The sequence below is a fragment of the Buttiauxella sp. JUb87 genome, assembly GCF_004361975.1.
GTDB classification, from domain to species: Bacteria; Pseudomonadota; Gammaproteobacteria; order Enterobacterales; family Enterobacteriaceae; genus Buttiauxella; species Buttiauxella ferragutiae.
Genome location: NZ_SNVY01000002.1, coordinates 704,498 through 720,088 on the forward strand (window position 1 = coordinate 704,498; position 15,591 = coordinate 720,088).

Sequence of the window (15,591 nt, forward strand, 5' to 3'; positions counted from 1 at the left end):
AAACGCGCTTACCTTAGCGATAAGCGTGTTGCTGTTCAAGCCTTAAGCGATTGACCGCCAGGCACACCACTATGAAACCGAAATTCGTTATCCGGGCTGCTAATTAAAGCTGCTTCTATATCACCAAAGAAACGCACTCGTTCACTAATATCCCCACCAGCAATCTTTTCAGCTAACGCTAAATAATCCTGATAATGCCGGGCTTCTGAACGCAGCAGCGACAAATAGAATTTCTGTAGCTCATCATCCAGATGGGGCGCCAGTGCAGCAAAGCGCTCACAAGATCGCGCCTCTATATACGCCCCACAAATCAATTTATCCACCAGCATCACTGGCTCATGGGTACGTGTTTCGCTCAGTAAGCCTTTGGCATAACGGCTGGCCGTGATTTTAACGTAGGGAATATTGCGAGCGAGCATGATCTCGCGCACCTGAAAGAAGTGGTGCAGCTCTTCTTTAATCAACAAAACCATGCTGTCGATGAGTTGCTGACCCCAGGCGTTTTGCGTTTTTGGCATCACGCTTTTACTCAGGCTTTTATGCAGCGCGACAAAATCAGGTTCTTTGCCTTCACGGAAAGTGAAATCTTCGTAAGGTTTTAGCCAATCAAGTAAAACCTGCGCGCTACTCTTATCGGCGACATATTTACGAATCAGGAACATGGCGGTTTGCGCCGCTTTGAGTTCGCATACCAGATGGTCGGTGAGCAACAGAGGTAAATACTCAGGCTGCCGGGCTTTTTCAATCCAGGCGTCAGGCGTTGGGCAATGCAGGAAATTGAGTACCGGGGAGAGGAGTTGCGGGTAGTTCATATTGGATTATTGTCTTTCCTTGATGTGCAGCGGCATTACGCCGCTGCACTGAAGAGATTAGTGGCGTACGCCGTCGTCATCTTCGTCTAATAAATCTTCGTCATCGCCTTCTTCACCCTCTTCGCCGTTCGGGTCTTCGAAGTAAGTGCCCCAACCGTCATAATCCACACCGAATTTCTCGGCGAGGTTCAGCAGTTGTTCAACTTGCTCATCCAGCAGTTCAGCTTTCAGCGCACATTCGCTCAGCACATCGCAGCAGATAACGGTGTCACCCTCTTCCACTTCCAGCTCTTCAGGGTCAGTCACTTCGTAACCCATTTTGAATGCCTCAACAGCGGCTTTTTCAAGAGTTTCGAAATCGTCTGCGGAAAGGTGATGCTCGATTGTGTACAGCGCGTCAGGATCGCTGCCGTCTTCCAGTAATTCTTCAATAATCAAACGCGTCTCTTCGCGTTGCTCTTCCAGCAGTTCTGGATTTGCCATGGCCCTTTCCTCAATTTTGTCGGCAGATACTTCTATTTTCACACACGGCTGAGTTTGCCTCCACCTTTCCCGCTAAAGATTTTACTTTCGGGGTTGCAAATGAATATTCATACATATAAATTGAATTTGTATTCAATTACTGGCTTGTGCCATGAGAGGAAAATATGAGTCATTTCTATCAAAAACATTTTCTAAAATTACTGGATTTCACCCCTACACAACTTCAAGAATTGCTTGCCCTGTCTGCCAAACTGAAAAGTGACAAGAAAAAAGGCACTGAAGTTCAGCATCTTACTGGAAAAAATATTGCGCTCATCTTCGAAAAAGACTCGACTCGTACGAGGTGCTCTTTCGAAGTTGCCGCATTTGACCAGGGCGCGCGAGTCACCTGGCTCGGCTCAAGCGGCAGCCAAATTGGGCATAAAGAATCAATTAAAGATACGGCTCGCGTATTAGGCCGGATGTACGATGGCATTCAGTATCGCGGGTATGGCCAGGAAATCGTTGAAACGCTGGCGCAGTATGCCGGTGTGCCGGTGTGGAACGGGCTGACTAACGAATTTCACCCAACGCAATTATTGGCAGATTTGCTGACTATGCAGGAGCAAATGCCCGGTAAGACCTTCCAACAGATGACGCTGGTTTATGCAGGTGATGCGCGTAATAACATGGGTAATTCGATGCTGGAAGCTGCCGCGTTGACCGGGCTGAATTTGCGCCTGGTGGCTCCAAAAGCATGCTGGCCGGATGAAAAACTGGTGACAGAATGCCAGGCTCTGGCGGCTCACAACGGTGGGAATATCACGCTGACAGAAGATATTGCCGCGGGCGTGAAAGGGGCCGATTTCATTTATACCGATGTATGGGTGTCGATGGGCGAGGCTAAAGAGAAGTGGGCTGAGCGTATCAGCCTGTTACGGGATTATCAGGTCAATAGCGCAATGCTGGCGCTGACTGGCAATCCTGAGGTGAAATTCCTGCATTGCCTGCCTGCATTCCACGACGACCAAACGACACTTGGTAAACAAATGGCGGAACAATATGGTCTGCACGGTGGCATGGAAGTGACGGATGAAGTGTTTGAATCGCCAAACAGCGTGGTGTTCTCTCAGGCTGAAAACCGCATGCACACCATTAAAGCGGTGATGGTGGCGACGCTGGTTAAGTAACATCCCCTCACCCCGGCCCTCTCCCCAAAGGGGCGAGGGAGAAAGCCAGTCCCCTCTCCCTCAGGGAGAGGGCCAGGGTGAGGGTGAAAATTCCCTTATCCTACCAACATCTTCACCACAACTTTACGCACCGGCGCGGGTTTGCCCACCGCGCACAGTGGTTTGTGAACTTCGCCTGGGTAGAACACCACGAAATCCCCTTCATTCATGATAATGGTTTTTTCCTGCACACCTTCTGGCAGAAACGCGATGTCTTTTTCCGCCAACAAGTCAGTCTCAGGCGCGCCCGCAGGCTGACAGCTAAACGTCATCCCTTCCTGACCCTTCATCACAATCTGGATATCCAGATAGCGCTGGTGAAACTCCGCAGGGCGGTCTTCGATTGGTTGTGTGGAATCTTCAGAAACCAGCATAAACAGGCGGTTACCGTCGATGTCATGTTTACCAAGTGGTGTTTCTGGAGTGATGTGTTGTTTCACGTGTTCAATTGCCTGACGCAGTTCTTCCGGCAGCCAGGATTGCAAAGAATGAATGTTGCCAATAATCATGTTCGATACCTTTTTTTTGAAACGATGTTTTATTATGGTATTTATACGAGCATTCATCTTCTACCGCTACGAGTTTTTTATGAAAACCTGTGCTGCATCTTAAAAAATTCTACTTACACCGTTTTTGACCTTTTTCAGCGCGGGTGCCAGACACCGTAAACAGAAAAAAACAGCAGATAAAAGCCATTAAACGATCAACATGCAGAGATATGCTTCATAAAATTCAAACTACACAGCATTTATTGCTTAGATAATTTGAGTGAATAAACATGCGAAAACAGATATAAAAAATGAATCATTATGTAGATCATGAAAATCTACCATTGTGACAAACGATTAACATTAAGATTTCATCTTGTTATCACCCATGATGCTTTACGGGGTTCATTTTCAATAATGGGTGCGAATGTTCCTGATGCTTCGTGGCTATTTATTTAATACTCACCACTCGCATAATAATAACTTCACATTTCAGCAACCCTGATAAACGATATTTTATTCATTTGACTTAAATAAAAACATTGTTTTATTTTTAACACTAAAACCATTAGTGACAAATGTCACAGTTTTATATCTTCTCATGATTACAATGACCTCGATTTCCCACCATATAAGGAAATAGAGAAATGGAAAACAATAATAAATCCATGCCACACATACGACGTGTTACGCATATTATGATGCTAATACACCGTAGCTGTTTTGATTTTCATCTTTTCAACTCTAAGTAAACCCCTCCCCCACGGCATCTGCTTTTGTGGATACTCGTGCCTGCTTGTCTCTAAACACTGATAAATAAAGTAAGCTGTTGAATATAGATACTATTATCTTTCGTTTTGCGTATGGCATTTGACTATCCAAATTAGCTTTTAGCCAATCCGGTGAATCAATCACCTGACATATATCGACTCATATCAGTAATTCAATAATAAGAATTATTGCGGGTAGTTATTGTCTTTAAAAAAATAATAAACATCGGATTCCCTGTGGGGAATATCTGACGACCATGTCATACCAAAATTTCAATTATTCAAAATACAAGAGAACAAAGTCAAAATGGAAAAATTAAAAATAGCAGTTAATACCAGCGCGACTGAATGCTTTAGTACCGAACGTGAAATCGTCGAGATAACAAATACTAATTTTACTGATGTGTCGGCCGCCGTCATTTCCGTAAAAGATGCAACATCAGGTATGTTAGATACCATTGAACAGACGGGTTTTGGTATTCCAATCTTTGTCGCCGTTTGCTGCGAAGAAGAGTTACCAGCCGAAGTGCTACCTCGCGTTACTGGCGTGTTTGAACTGTGCGATGGAAATGTGGATTTCTATGGCAAACAGCTGGAAGCCGCAGCGGTTAAATATGAAAAAGAAGTGCTACCACCGTTCTTTGGCAGCCTGGTGGAATATGTGCAGCAGGGTAATGCTGCCTTCGACTGCCCGGGACACCAGGGCGGCCAATTCTTCCGCCGTCACCCGGCTGGACGCCAATTCTTTGATTACTTTGGTGAAACGCTTTTCCGCTCTGACCTTTGTAATGCTGACGTCTCCATGGGTGATTTACTGATCCATGAAGGCGCTCCGTGTACTGCACAGATGCACGCAGCGAAAGTGTTTAACGCTGATAAAACCTACTTTGTCTTAAACGGGACTTCTTCTTCTAACAAAGTGGTGTTGAACGCATTACTGGCACCGGGCGATCTGGTGTTATTTGACCGTAATAACCATAAATCCAACCACCATGGTGCATTGATTCAGGCGGGCGCTACACCAGTTTATCTGGAAACAGCTCGTAACCCGTTCGGATTTATCGGTGGTATTGATGCTCACTGTTTTGAAGAGAAATATCTCCGTGATTTAGTGCGTGAAGTTGCACCAAATCGAGGTGCTGAGAAACGTCCATTCCGCCTGGCCGTTATCCAGTTGGGCACTTACGACGGCACTATTTATAACGCACGCCAGGTCGTTGATAAGATTGGTCATCTGTGTGACTACATCCTGTTTGATTCTGCATGGGTAGGTTATGAGCAATTCATTCCGATGATGAACGACTGTTCACCTCTGCTGCTTGAATTAAATGAAAATGACCCAGGCATTCTGGTCACACAATCCGTACATAAACAGCAAGCTGGCTTCTCTCAGACTTCGCAAATTCATAAAAAAGACAAGCATATCAAAGGGCAAGATCGCTATGTCAATCATAAGCGTATGAACAATGCGTTTATGATGCACGCTTCCACCAGCCCGTTCTATCCGCTGTTTGCCGCCCTTGACGTTAACGCCAAAATGCATGAAGGCGAAAGCGGTAAACGTATGTGGATGGACTGCGTAAAAGTCGGGATTGAGACCCGCAAGCTGCTGTTAAAACTCTGCAAACATATTCGTCCGTTCGTACCAGAAACTATTGATGGCCGTAAGTGGGAAGAGTTTGATACCGAAACCATGGCAAACGACCTGCGCTTCTTTAACTTCATCCCAGGCGAACGCTGGCACTCATTTGATAACTACGCCGAGCACCAATACTTCGTTGACCCATGCAAACTGATGCTGACCACTCCGGGTATCAACGTTCAGACCGGTGAATACGATAGCTTCGGCGTACCAGCGACTATCCTCGCCAACTTCCTGCGCGAGAACGGCATTGTCCCGGAGAAATGCGACCTCAACTCCATTCTGTTCCTGATGACACCTGCCGAAGACATGGCAAAAATGCAGCATCTTGTTGCTCAAATTTCCCGTTTTGAGCGCCTGATTGAAGAAGATGCGCCGTTATCTGAAGTTCTGCCATCAATCTATAAAACCTACGAAGAACGCTATCAGGGCTACACCATCCGTCAGTTGTGCCAGGAAATGCACGATTTGTACGTCAGCCATAACGTCAAACAGCTGCAAAAAGAGATGTTCCGTAAAGACCACTTCCCGAAAGTCGTGATGAATCCTCAACAGGCAAACATTGAGTTTGTGCGCGGTAACGTTGAATTAGTGGCGTTATCTCAGGTTGAAGGCCGCATCGCTGCTGAAGGTGCTCTGCCATATCCTCCAGGTGTTTTATGTGTGGTTCCAGGCGAAATCTGGGGCGGTTCTGTGCAGCGTTATTTCCTGGCGCTGGAAGAAGGGATCAATCTGTTACCAGGCTTTGCTCCTGAATTACAGGGTGTCTATATCAAACTGGATGATGACCGTAAAAAACGCGCTTATGGCTATGTTATTAAACAATAAATCTGAAATCAGCAGGCGTCAGCGTTACTGGCAAAAACTGATTTTCCCATAAAAAGAAACAGTGAAGAACCGTGATTTTTCGGTTCTTCACAACTCAAGTTTATTAAAGGAACAGATTATGAGTACGTCTAAGGGCAGCAACAAAATGGGCGTCGTTCAGCTCACAATTTTGACAGCAGTTAACATGATGGGATCAGGGATCATCATGTTGCCGACCAAATTAGCGGAAGTGGGCACACTTTCAATCGTTTCATGGTTAGTGACGGCATTGGGCTCGATGGCCCTGGCTTACGCCTTCGCTAAATGTGGGATGTTCAGCCGCAAATCAGGTGGCATGGGCGGTTACGCAGAATATGCCTTTGGCAAATCTGGTAACTTCATGGCGAACTACACTTACGGGGTTTCATTACTCATTGCCAACGTCGCGATTGCGATTTCTGCAGTGGGTTACGGCACCGAATTATTGGATGCCACGTTATCGCCAATCGGAATTTGTATTGCAACCATCGGGGTGTTGTGGCTGGCGACAGTTGCAAACTTTGGCGGTGCACGCATTACCGGGCGTATTAGTGGCGTGACCGTTTGGGGCGTAATTATTCCTGTACTGGGCATCTCAATCATTGGTTGGTTCTGGTTCAGTCCATCAATGTATGTGGCCTCCTGGAACCCGCATCATCTTCCTGTTTTTGAAGCCATCGGTTCTTCTATCGCCATGACGCTGTGGGCCTTCTTGGGTTTAGAATCTGCCTGTGCAAACACCGATGTTGTTGAAAACCCAGAGCGTAACGTACCTATCGCCGTATTAGGCGGGACGCTGGGCGCTGCGGTTATCTACATTATTTCGACTAACGTGATCGCCGGTATTGTGCCAAACATGGATTTGGCAAACTCAACCGCTCCGTTTGGTTTAGCCTTTGCTCAGATGTTTACCCCTGGCGTCGGTAAAATCATCATGGCATTGATGATTATGTCCTGCGTAGGTTCACTGTTGGGCTGGCAGTTCACTATCGCTCAAGTATTCAAATCTTCTGCTGACGAAGGTTATTTCCCGAAAGTTTTCTCTAAATTAACCAAAGCAGAAGCACCAGTGAAAGGGATGATCGTTATCGTTATCATCCAGTCAGTGTTGTCTTTGATGACCATCAGCCCATCGCTGAACAAACAGTTCAACGTGCTGGTTAACCTGGCCGTAGTGACCAATATTATCCCTTACATCCTGTCGATGGCGGCGTTGGTCATTATCCAGAAAGTGGCGAAAGTGGAACCGAGTAAAGCGCGTCTTGCCAACATCTTCGCATTCATTGGCGCGATGTATAGCTTCTACGCTCTGTATTCTTCCGGTGAAGAAGCGATGATGTATGGTGCCATCGTGACTTTCCTCGGCTGGACACTATATGGCCTTATCTCTCCGCGTTTTGAACTGCGTAAAACCGGTGTGTGATTGAACAAATCACTGGCGCATTTATAGCGGGTAAGTATCCACAGCAACCGATTGCGAATAGCTAAAATATGTGAATTAATCGCTTGAAGTGTCCCCTTACACGCGTATAATGCGCCACAATTTGCCGGGAGGAAGCATGGTCAAGTGTGTTCAAAAAATTGCCACACCACGTCGTCTAAAAGACGGCGCGAATCTGTTTTTCTTTCCGTTGCTTCAATCAATTCCAAAGGCCCCTCGTTGAGGGGCCTTTTTTTTTGCCCGACGCCCGAGAGCAGGAGATAACCATGGCTAACCCCCTATATCAAAAACATATCATTTCCATAAACGATCTCAGTCGTGAAGAGCTTGAACTAGTGCTCGCGACCGCGGCAAAACTGAAAGCCAACCCGCAGCCGGAACTGTTAAAGCATATCGTTGTTGCCAGTTGTTTCTTTGAAGCTTCAACGCGTACACGCCTCTCTTTTGAAACCGCAATGCACCGCCTCGGCGCGTCAGTTGTCGGGTTCTCGGACAGCAGCAACACGTCGCTGGGTAAAAAAGGCGAAACGCTGGCCGATACCATTTCGGTGATCAGCACTTACGTTGACGCCATCGTCATGCGGCACCCGCAAGAAGGGGCTGCACGCCTGGCGACTGAATTCTCTGGCAACATTCCGGTGCTGAATGCTGGTGACGGTGCCAACCAGCACCCAACTCAAACGCTGCTGGATTTGTTCACCATCCAGGAAACGCAGGGCCGTCTGGAAAACCTGAACATCGCGATGGTCGGTGACCTGAAATATGGCCGCACCGTGCATTCTCTGGCGCAGGCACTGGCGAAATTTGAAGGTAACCGCTTCTACTTCATCGCACCAAATGCGCTGGCGATGCCGAAGTACATTCTCGATATGCTGGATGAAAAAGGGATTGCCTGGAGCTGCCATGAAGCTATCGACGATGTGGTCGCCGATCTGGATATTCTGTACATGACGCGAGTCCAGAAAGAGCGTCTTGACCCATCTGAATACGCCAACGTGAAGGCACAGTTTGTGCTGCGCGCGGCCGATCTGGTCGATGCTCGCGAAAACATGAAAGTCCTGCACCCGCTGCCACGCATTGATGAAATTACGACTGATGTCGACAAAACATCCCACGCCTGGTATTTCCAGCAGGCAGGCAACGGTATTTATGCCCGCCAGGCTCTGCTGGCGTTAGTTTTGCAACCTGAACTGGTTTGAGTGAGAGGAAGATTAAGATGACACACGACAACAAATTACAAGTGGAAGCGATTAAACGCGGCACGGTTATCGATCATATTCCTGCCCTGGTAGGCTTTAAGCTGCTGACTCTCTTCCAGTTAACGGAAACCGACCAGCGCATCACTATTGGCCTGAACTTGCCTTCTCGCGAACAGGGCCGTAAAGACCTGATTAAAATAGAAAATACCTTCCTGACGGACGAACAAGTTAACCAACTGGCGCTGTATGCACCGCATGCCACCGTCAACCGTATTGATGAATATGAAGTGGTCGGCAAAAGCAAACCAAGCCTGCCTTCACGTATTGATAAAGTGCTGGTTTGCCCGAATACCAACTGCATCAGCCGCAGCGAACCTGTTCATTCTTCATTCGCAGTGAAAAAGCGCGACGAAAGCATCAGCCTCAAATGCAAATATTGTGAGAAGGAGTTCGCACATTACGTTGTGCTGGCTGATTAATCATTGCCGCTTAAGCTCTCGTCCCTATAATGGACGGGAGCTTTTTGTTTGTAGGATGGATAAACGCCATCCACGACTCAAGCATCTACGAACTTTATTGAAGGAATTAATATGTCTCGTATTATCAGCACCGAAAACGCACCTGCAGCTATCGGCCCATATGTTCAGGGTGTAGACCTGGGCAGCATGATTATCACTTCAGGTCAGATCCCAGTGAACCCAAAAACTGGCACCGTACCGGAAGACGTAGCAGCGCAAGCGCGTCAGTCTCTGGAAAACGTGCAGGCGATTGTTGAAGCGGCTGGCCTGAAAGTGGGCGATATCGTGAAAACCACCGTTTTCGTTAAAGACCTGAACGACTTCGCTACCGTGAATGCGACTTACGAAGCCTTCTTTAATGAGCATAAAGCTTCTTTCCCGGCGCGTTCTTGCGTGGAAGTGGCTCGTCTGCCTAAAGATGTGAAGATTGAAATCGAAGCGATTGCGATTCGCCGCTAACGTTTCAGTCAAAAGGCCGCAAACGCGGCCTTTTAAATAATTACGGTTTCACACTCGCCCGCAATAATTTTTGCAACGGATACACCGCCGCAATCACCACTTCATCTTGCGTTTGTGCTGCATCATCGAGCTGTTTCTGAATCCCCTGAACTTCATCAGCGCTCAGCGTGCCCTGTCTAGCCACCAAATCCGTCAGACGCAGCCCTATTCCCGCCAGTTTATCGACGTTTTCCGCCACCGGTTTTAGCGCCTTGAGCTGATAATTACCGTCGATCAACTCCAGCACATCCGGCGTGTTACTTTGCCAGCGCGCAAAGGTATGGCGCAGGGAATCGACACTGTTGTTATCTTCCGGGTCAGCAATCAGTTTATCGACCCACATATCCAGCGCACGCACCTAGCTGCTTTGCGCACCTAACGCATCAGCAAAACGGTTTAGCGGCTCAAAGTGATGATAGTTTCCGGCCTGGAATTTCAGATGCTGGCGCGTGTAGTACTGCGCCGGTTCAACCGCCTGAGCCAGAATTTGCAACGGCATAATCTCCGCCGTCCCCGCCAGGCGTGTCATTTGCCGCACTGCCGCTGCGTGCTGCTGCAAACCCACAGAAACGGTCGACCAGGCGTCGATCGCCTGCATACGCTGGTACATATTGTCGACATCTTTCACGTCTTCCGTCGACCATAAACGCTCTGCCACCGCAAAAGTCCGTGGCCACAACTTGATATCCAGCAATGGCGATATCACGTTTTCAGCCCACAGCGCCGCTTCGCCACCCAGAATATTGTTCATCTGTTCAGGCGTTGGCACCACAGGCTGGATGCCGTCTGGCACATCATCCAGTTTCTGGCCAGTTGCCGGATAACGTACGTTGCCCACCAGCAAATAGCCGCTCAATTTGTCTTTATCAAGCGTTAATACCGGGCGGGTTTCCCCCATCCAGGTATCGACGGTAAAAGTCACCTGAGTCGGGCTCAACCAGTCAACATCACGCACCGCACGACGGGACTTTCCTTTAAAATCGATAAACCCACGCCACCCGCTTTGGCCACTCACCAGGGTGAAACTCCCTTCTACGGCACTGCCTTTCAGACGCGGCATACTGAAGAACCAGCTTTGGGCGCTGTCGGATTCGCTAATTTTGTCGATACCGTTCAACCCTTGCGGCAGGATCTCGTTGCGATAGTGGTAAGCGGTCGCCTGCGGTTGATCAACATAGAAGCCGGTCGACAAGATCCCTTTGTAGCCGTTGGCTGCCACAGCACCAAGTGCGTCCTGCCCTTGCCATGATTGGATCAGGATATTTTTCGGCAGATCCGGATGGTAGATCTCATCCCAGCCCATCATCTGGCGATGATGTTTTTCGAGGATCTTTTCCAGCCGTTGGTTGAAGTAAGTTTGCAAAGCGTGGGTGTCGGCCAAATTATGCTGCTTCATAAACGCCTGAATTTCTGGCGAAGCTTTCCACTGTGAGTCATCAACTTCATCACCACCGATGTGCAGATAGCTGTCCGGGAAAATTGCGGTCAGCTCACCAATCAGCGTATCAACAAATTTATAGGCGGCTTCGTTGGTCGGGTTCAGCAGCGGTTTTAACACGCCCCAATGGCGTTCCATTTGATACGGCCCCGGCGCGCTCATTAATTCCGGATAGGCCACAGCAATGGCTGAAGCGTGCCCTGGAAGATCCATTTCTGGCACCACGCGGATACCGAGCGATGTTGCATAGCGCACCACTTCGTTCATCTGTGCCTGGGTGTAAAAGTCCCCATCGCTGGCCAGTTGCTGCAATTTTGGATAGGCGGTTGAGGCAAAACGCCAGCCCTGGTCGTCGGTTAAATGCCAGTGAAAGACGTTCATTTTCGCGGCGGCCATGCCATCCAACTGGCGCAGAATATCGTTGACTGGCATGAAGTGACGAGCGGAGTCGAGGAGCAACCCACGCCACGGGAAGCGCGGCTGGTCTTTAATCGCAACAAACGGGATGGCGGTGTTTTCTGGGCCGTTTTGAATCAGCTGTAATAAGGTTTCCATGCCGCGCAAGGCACCAAAACGGCTATTCGCCGTCAGTTTCACACCGTCTGCGGTAACGCTTAATTCGTAGCTTTCATCGCTGTCGAGTTTAGGGAGTGGAGCAACCGCTTGTTTGATTTGAATGTCGATGGTGGGTTTTGCAGGGTTGGTTTGTGCCGGTTGTAGCTGCCAGCCAGTTTGCCGGGAAATGCGCTGACGCCAGCGTTCGGTGGCACCAGGCAGTTTGTCGCCAGTGATTTTTATGGAAATGGCATTATCGATAACCAGCGTCCCTTCCGCTGAAGGGCGATCGACCTGCTGCGGCCAGGGCATCAGCGGCAAATCGCCTGCCGGTGCCGCCCAAGCCTGACAAGTTGCAGCGATGCAACCCGCCAGCAGGCTCAAACGAATTGATTTAAACATGAATATTCCTTTAACAGTGACGGGCCAGAAAAAAGCAAAAACAATCTGGTAACACGTGTAGAAATATTCATCAAGATTATGGGCGGGAAACGCGGGATGCAGATCACATCCCGCTGATATTTACTATGCCCATTAGCATTCGAGTTGCAGCAAGGCGGCCAGGACGAGAACCCCCAGGAGCTTACTTGAGTAAGTGACTGGGGTGAGCGTCTGCAGCCAACGCCGCTGCAGCTTGAAGGATGATGGGTATTTACTGCCAGCCGTAACGGCGGCTATAGAACCCTTTCACGCACTGCGTCAGCGTCATGTATCCGGCAAGGATCGCAATCAGCCATGGGAAGTAGCTCAGCGGTAGCGCCTGGAGTTGCAGGTAGCTTGCCAGTGGCGAGAACGGCAGACCAATCCCGACAACCATCACCACCAGCGTCATTACCAGTAACGGCCAGGCCGCACGGCTCTGAATGAATGGAATGCGACGGGTACGAATCATATGCACAATCAATGTTTGCGACAGTAACCCGACCACGAACCAGCCAGACTGGAACAGCGTTTGCGCTTCCGGCACATTTGCCTGGAACACCCACCACATTACGCAGAACGTCAGAATATCGAAGATAGAACTGATCGGCCCGAAGAACACCATAAAGCGCCCTAAATCCGCCGGGTTCCAGCGTTGTGGTTTCTGGATTTGCTCGTCATCGACGTTATCGAACGGAATCGCCACCTGGGACACATCGTACAGCAGGTTCTGAATCAGTAAGTGCAACGGCAGCATCGGCAAGAACGGCAGGAAGGCGCTCGCTACCAGCACGCTGAACACGTTACCAAAGTTAGAACTGGCAGTCATTTTGATGTATTTCAGCATGTTAGCGAAGGTTCTGCGCCCTTCAATCACCCCTTCTTCCAGCACCATCAGGCTCTTTTCCAGCAAGATGATATCTGCGGCTTCACGCGCAATATCGACCGCGCCATCGACGGAAATCCCGATGTCTGCCGCACGCAATGCGGGTGCGTCATTAATGCCGTCGCCCATAAAGCCGACCACATGCCCTTCGCCCCGCAACAGGCGCACAATACGTTCTTTGTGCATTGGCGTCAGGCGCGCAAATAGTGTGGTGCGCAACGCCAGTGCCGCGAGATCTTTGTCATTCATGTTTTCGATGTCGCTGCCAGTGACCAGCTCACCGACATCCAGCCCCACTTCGCGGCACACTTTCGCCGCCACCAGCTCGCTATCACCGGTGAGGATTTTCACCGCAATGCCGCTGGCTTTCAGCGCTTTCAACGCAGGTGCCGTGGTTTCTTTCGGTGGATCGAGGAACGCGATGTAACCTTCGAGAATCAGATCCGATTCGTCCACACGACCGTAATCGTCACAGCGTGCAGGCAGGACTTTGCTCGCCACTGCCACCACACGCAATCCCTGACGGTTAAGATCGTCCGTCACACGGCGAATACGTGCCAGCAAGGTTTCGCTGAGCGGCACGATCTCATCACCGTAACGCACTTGTGAGCAGACGTTGAGAACCTCCTGCAAGGCGCCTTTGCAGATCAGCTGATGCACTTGCGGTTGTTCGGAGACGACCACTGACATGCGGCGGCGCTCAAAGTCGAACGGGATCTCATCCACTTTTTGCCAGCGCGTAGCTGCATGACGCGCAGTCTCTTCATCCACCCCTTCCAGCACCGCCACATCCAGCAGGTTTTTCAGCCCGGTCTGGTAATGGCTGTTGAGCCAGGCGGTATGCAGAACGTGGTTGCTTGTCGCACCAAGAATATCGGTGTGCGACTCCAGCACAATGCGATCTTGCGTCAGCGTACCGGTTTTATCGGTGCACAGAATGTCCATCGCGCCAAAGTTTTGAATCGCATCGAGGTGTTTGACGATCACTTTCTGTTTAGAGAGTTTTACCGCCCCGCGAGCCAGCGTCGAGGTAACGATCATCGGCAGCATTTCTGGCGTCAAACCGACTGCCACAGAGAGCGAGAAGAGTGCGGCTTCCCACCAGTCGCCTTTGGTGAAACCGTTGATCAGCAAGACGATCGGCGTCATCACCAGCATAAAGCGAATCAGCACCCAACTGACGCGACTGATGCCTTTCTGGAACGCATTCGGCTCGCTTTCTTGTTGAGTCACGCGCCCGGCCAGTTGCCCAAACCAGGTGTTACCACCCGTTGCGATAATCATCGCGAGCGCCGTACCACTCACCACGTTGGTGCCCATAAAGCACAGCGTGTCGCATTCCAGCGGGTTGTTGTGCGACGTGTCGCGGCTGACCGCCACTTTTTCCACCGGCAAGGATTCACCGGTCAGCGAGGCCTGGCCGACAAAAAGATCGCGAGCCTGTATAACACGTAGATCTGCCGGGATCATGTCGCCCGCAGCCAGTTTAACGATGTCGCCTGGCACCAGTCTTTCGAGAGGGATTTCGATAAACGCATTTTCCCCCGTTTCATCCACCACGCGCAGCACGGTGGCGGTATTGCTGACCATTGCTTTGAGCGTGTCAGCCGCTTTGGTGGAGCGCGCTTCCTGGACGAAGTTCAGCAAAGTGGCGATCGCCACCATCAGCGCAATCACCCCTGCGGCAAACATATCCTCGGTGGAGTAAGAAACAATGCCGAGAATAGTGAGCAAAATATTGAATGGGTTGCGGTAGCACATCCAAAGATGCACCCACCATGGCGATGGCTTTTGCGCCGGGATTTGGTTTGAGCCATGTTGCTCGAGCGCACTCTCAACTTCACGCGCATTCAGCCCTTCAGGATGGCTGTGGAAATCGCGATACAGTTGTTCTTCGGATGCGTGCGCATACTTCAGGCACGATTCGCTCAGCGAAGCGGGAACCTCTTGCGCAAGTGCAATGGTATTGTCGTCCGGCATCAGGTCGCGCTGGATCAAGCGACGAGGCAGGTGGCGGCTGAGTTGTGCAAACAACTGCCGGGTCAGATTTTTTAACAGCATAGTAGTCCCTCGGCGCCACGTGTTGTGGCACCTGGTGACGTGCAGGCGCGGCTAATCCTTGCCTTGCAGGCCAAATTTTTTCATCAGCAGGGATATCATTAATTGAGAGATCTCTGCCTTACGCAATCCGGTAAGGCAGTCGCTTCAAAGAAGGGAGTCTTACCGGATTATTCCTGTCGTTACAGGGTCTGGACTGGGATCAGGTTCCATGTCGCCTCCGGTTAAAAGAAAAAGTCATTACGATACTGGCGGATATTCTACGCCGACAAAACTAAACCTCACGTAAACCAGATTTTTTCCGTTGTGGTATCGTTGACTAGCCTTAA

General features: G+C 49.7%; 11 protein-coding genes and 1 pseudogene. 7 read left to right on the forward strand and 5 right to left on the reverse strand.

Annotated elements, in window-relative coordinates; all coding sequences use genetic code 11:
- Positions 1-35: 35 nt before the first annotated feature.
- Entirely contained in the window at positions 36-812 is a 777-nt protein-coding gene (locus EC843_RS11435) for a tRNA isopentenyl-2-thiomethyl-A-37 hydroxylase MiaE (RefSeq protein WP_133522271.1), read from the reverse strand.
- 57 nt (positions 813-869) lie between these two features.
- Positions 870-1,295 (reverse strand): ribonuclease E inhibitor RraB, encoded by a 426-nt coding sequence (gene rraB, locus EC843_RS11440; RefSeq protein ID WP_064543216.1) that lies wholly within the window; start codon positions 1,293-1,295, stop codon positions 870-872.
- Between the two features lie 164 nt (positions 1,296-1,459).
- On the opposite strand from rraB, the gene argF reads away from it, so the two are divergent.
- Positions 1,460-2,464, forward strand: coding sequence for an ornithine carbamoyltransferase (argF, locus tag EC843_RS11445; protein ID WP_133522272.1), 1,005 nt, complete (start codon positions 1,460-1,462; stop codon positions 2,462-2,464).
- Positions 2,465-2,559: 95 nt separating this feature from the next.
- Here the strand turns inward: argF and EC843_RS11450 are convergent, their stop codons facing one another.
- Positions 2,560-3,012: a YhcH/YjgK/YiaL family protein gene (locus EC843_RS11450; protein WP_064543212.1), complete on the reverse strand. Its 453-nt coding sequence runs from the start codon at positions 3,010-3,012 to the stop codon at positions 2,560-2,562.
- A 626-nt stretch (positions 3,013-3,638) separates the two neighbouring features.
- Here EC843_RS11450 and speFL point away from each other — a divergent pair.
- The 6 genes from speFL (at position 3,639) to ridA (ending at position 9,866) form a co-directional block, all read left to right on the forward strand.
- Positions 3,639-3,743 (forward strand): leader peptide SpeFL, encoded by a 105-nt coding sequence (speFL, locus tag EC843_RS11455; protein WP_121814831.1) that lies wholly within the window; start codon positions 3,639-3,641, stop codon positions 3,741-3,743.
- Between the two features lie 325 nt (positions 3,744-4,068).
- Positions 4,069-6,231: an ornithine decarboxylase SpeF gene (speF, locus tag EC843_RS11460; protein WP_064543210.1), complete on the forward strand. Its 2,163-nt coding sequence runs from the start codon at positions 4,069-4,071 to the stop codon at positions 6,229-6,231.
- 118 nt (positions 6,232-6,349) lie between these two features.
- Positions 6,350-7,672, forward strand: a complete 1,323-nt coding sequence (gene potE / locus EC843_RS11465) for a putrescine-ornithine antiporter (protein ID WP_064543205.1) — start codon at positions 6,350-6,352, stop codon at positions 7,670-7,672.
- A gap of 284 nt (positions 7,673-7,956) precedes the next feature.
- Positions 7,957-8,889 (forward strand): aspartate carbamoyltransferase, encoded by a 933-nt coding sequence (gene pyrB, locus EC843_RS11475; protein WP_064543203.1) that lies wholly within the window; start codon positions 7,957-7,959, stop codon positions 8,887-8,889.
- 17 nt (positions 8,890-8,906) lie between these two features.
- Positions 8,907-9,368 (forward strand): aspartate carbamoyltransferase regulatory subunit, encoded by a 462-nt coding sequence (gene pyrI / locus EC843_RS11480; RefSeq protein WP_064543200.1) that lies wholly within the window; start codon positions 8,907-8,909, stop codon positions 9,366-9,368.
- 111 nt (positions 9,369-9,479) lie between these two features.
- Positions 9,480-9,866: a 2-iminobutanoate/2-iminopropanoate deaminase gene (gene ridA / locus EC843_RS11485; protein WP_064543197.1), complete on the forward strand. Its 387-nt coding sequence runs from the start codon at positions 9,480-9,482 to the stop codon at positions 9,864-9,866.
- A 40-nt stretch (positions 9,867-9,906) separates the two neighbouring features.
- Here ridA and EC843_RS11490 read toward each other — a convergent pair.
- Both EC843_RS11490 and mgtA read right to left on the reverse strand, forming a co-directional pair.
- A pseudogene (locus EC843_RS11490) lies at positions 9,907-12,300 on the reverse strand (family 20 glycosylhydrolase).
- A 250-nt stretch (positions 12,301-12,550) separates the two neighbouring features.
- Positions 12,551-15,262, reverse strand: coding sequence for a magnesium-translocating P-type ATPase (mgtA, locus tag EC843_RS11495; protein WP_133522303.1), 2,712 nt, complete (start codon positions 15,260-15,262; stop codon positions 12,551-12,553).
- Positions 15,263-15,591 lie beyond the last annotated feature (329 nt).

What these genes read in the sequence shown, in the direction of transcription:
- argF (WP_133522272.1), top strand. Translation starts at nt 1,460, where the DNA reads ATGAGTCATTTCTATCAAAAACATTTTCTAAAATTACTGGATTTCACC.
- speF (WP_064543210.1), top strand. Translation starts at nt 4,069, where the DNA reads ATGGAAAAATTAAAAATAGCAGTTAATACCAGCGCGACTGAATGCTTT.
- potE (WP_064543205.1), top strand. Translation starts at nt 6,350, where the DNA reads ATGAGTACGTCTAAGGGCAGCAACAAAATGGGCGTCGTTCAGCTCACA.
- speFL (WP_121814831.1), top strand. Translation starts at nt 3,639, where the DNA reads ATGGAAAACAATAATAAATCCATGCCACACATACGACGTGTTACGCAT.
- EC843_RS11435 (WP_133522271.1), bottom strand. Translation starts at nt 812, where the DNA reads ATGAACTACCCGCAACTCCTCTCCCCGGTACTCAATTTCCTGCATTGC.
- EC843_RS11450 (WP_064543212.1), bottom strand. Translation starts at nt 3,012, where the DNA reads ATGATTATTGGCAACATTCATTCTTTGCAATCCTGGCTGCCGGAAGAA.
- pyrI (WP_064543200.1), top strand. Translation starts at nt 8,907, where the DNA reads ATGACACACGACAACAAATTACAAGTGGAAGCGATTAAACGCGGCACG.
- rraB (WP_064543216.1), bottom strand. Translation starts at nt 1,295, where the DNA reads ATGGCAAATCCAGAACTGCTGGAAGAGCAACGCGAAGAGACGCGTTTG.
- pyrB (WP_064543203.1), top strand. Translation starts at nt 7,957, where the DNA reads ATGGCTAACCCCCTATATCAAAAACATATCATTTCCATAAACGATCTC.
- ridA (WP_064543197.1), top strand. Translation starts at nt 9,480, where the DNA reads ATGTCTCGTATTATCAGCACCGAAAACGCACCTGCAGCTATCGGCCCA.